Genomic DNA, 1,928 nt, shown 5'->3' on the forward strand with positions numbered 1-1,928 from the left:
CTGGTAACCTCAGTGCCCTGGGGCAAATTCTCCAACAAATGCCCCTGCAGGTGGAAAATCTCACCTCTATCCCCCTGGAGTTAGACATTCTCCAGCCCCTCAAACGTCAGGAACTCCTTTCCCTGGGGCAACAACAACTGGAAACCACCATCAACGAACTCCAAGCCCTAAGGATTACCCCAGCCCAGTTACCGGAAAATTGTCTATCCATTGTGGGTGAAATGTGGCGGTCTTTAAGCCTGATTTTTTTTGGTAAATACTGTCAACCCAAAAGCGAGTTTAGTCTCGAGCAAATTCAATCTTTATTAGAAGTTTATCAGCCCATTATTTGTCGGGAAAAATTAATTAAAATTCCCTTTGTCGTGCCCCTTTTTCACCACCTTCTGTTTGCTGATCCCTTGGTGGTAAATCAAAAAGCATACCCTTTAGGATCTCCCGAAGCAAAGCAGTATAGCGATCTATATGCCCAGAATCTAGTTATTCAATTGGCTAACAGCACCATGGTTTTTATTTTGAACTATTTTGCTGACCACGAAGCCATTAAACTTGCCCTTTATGAACATTCCATGCTTTCCTCTCGGCAGGTGGCTCGGTTCCGTAATGATCTAGCTTGGTACTATCAATTTAGTCGTTACTGGCTCAACCCCAAACAAATTTTTGAAAGTCAACATACCCTGTTGTATCTCACCCCCGCCGGGATTGTGGCCACCCAGGTTTATGCTCCCCGGCAACAGGAATTGGCTCAACTACGGGCAGTGCCTTGGTTTGTCACCATTGTCTTAGAATGTCGCGATGCCCTTTCTCCCCGGGTCAGGTCGGTAATTGAGTTCTTGGGCAACGGTGTGGTGTTCCTACTCACCCAGGTAGTCGGCCGGGCGATCGGTCTGGTGGGGAAAGGCATTATCCAGGGCATTGGCAACACCTGGCAGGAGAGCCGCAATCAACAAAAGCGCTCTAACTGATACCCGTCAACCCGGGTCTTGTTTGATAGGGCAGTTTAGCTTACTAATGGGACAACCAATTAGGGAAAAATTGATTTTTAGCCAAGTTTTGCACGCACTTTATTGCCTTAGGGTGAACTACCCACGCTTGTGGCTATTTACTCAATTTGCTTAAAATAATGGCAACTTATCTAACTCTAACCTTGAGTTTATTCCACATTTTTCAGTCAATAACCAGTCAATAAAATGATTTCTTCCACCTCTACTTTCCGCCAACACCAAGAAATTTTAGCCATTGCCACCCAGGGCAAAAGTCTCCACAATTTCACTAGTAAAATTCAGGCGGTGGTGCAACATTCCGGCGTTAAAACAGGACTTTGCACCGTATTTGTACGCCATACTTCCGCCTCGTTAATTATTCAAGAAAATGCTGACCCCGATGTGTTGACGGATCTGGCTATCTTCTTTTCCCAATTGGTGCCAGAGGATGGCCGTCGTTACCGCCATAGCACGGAAGGTTTGGACGATATGCCGGCCCATATCCGGTCTGCGTTAACCAAAACCAGTGAACAAATTCCCATTGTCAATGGTCGTTTAGGCTTGGGCACTTGGCAAGGAGTTTTTCTTTGGGAGCATCGGCAACGGCCCCATCAACGGGAAGTAATTGTCCACGTCAGCGGTGAGGTTTAAGAGGTCATTCCTAAAGAAAATATGAAGAAGAGAAGAAATTTAGTTTTTATGGTGGAGTGGTAAAAATTGAGTGTTGTAGATGAGCAGTTTACCCAATGGGCACTGGTTAGCTAATGGGGTATGAGGTATAAGGCTATCACAGCAAAGATTAGGAGGACTTAGGTGAGCATCCTGATTGACTGACAAAAGAAGTGAAAAGCAGTCTAGGTGGGGATTGTAGAAAAGAGGGGAGGTCACGTTCTAGGATTAGATACCACTCAAAACCTGGAACGCGATGCATAATCACTCCCCCCTCTA

The 1,928-nt window shown here is 45.7% G+C and carries 2 protein-coding genes; both read left to right on the plus strand.

Annotation, left to right across the window (positions count from 1 at the left end):
- The coding region (locus IQ219_RS19240) for a DUF3685 domain-containing protein (protein WP_194073679.1) at positions 1-962 on the plus strand (962 nt) is incomplete at its 5' end.
- 225 nt (positions 963-1,187) lie between these two features.
- Positions 1,188-1,631: a secondary thiamine-phosphate synthase enzyme YjbQ gene (locus IQ219_RS19245; RefSeq protein ID WP_194021418.1), complete on the plus strand. Its 444-nt coding sequence runs from the start codon at positions 1,188-1,190 to the stop codon at positions 1,629-1,631.
- The last annotated feature ends 297 nt before the right edge of the window (positions 1,632-1,928 follow it).

This window comes from Synechocystis sp. LEGE 06083 (assembly GCF_015207725.1).
Classification (GTDB): Bacteria; Cyanobacteriota; Cyanobacteriia; order Cyanobacteriales; family Microcystaceae; genus Synechocystis; species Synechocystis salina.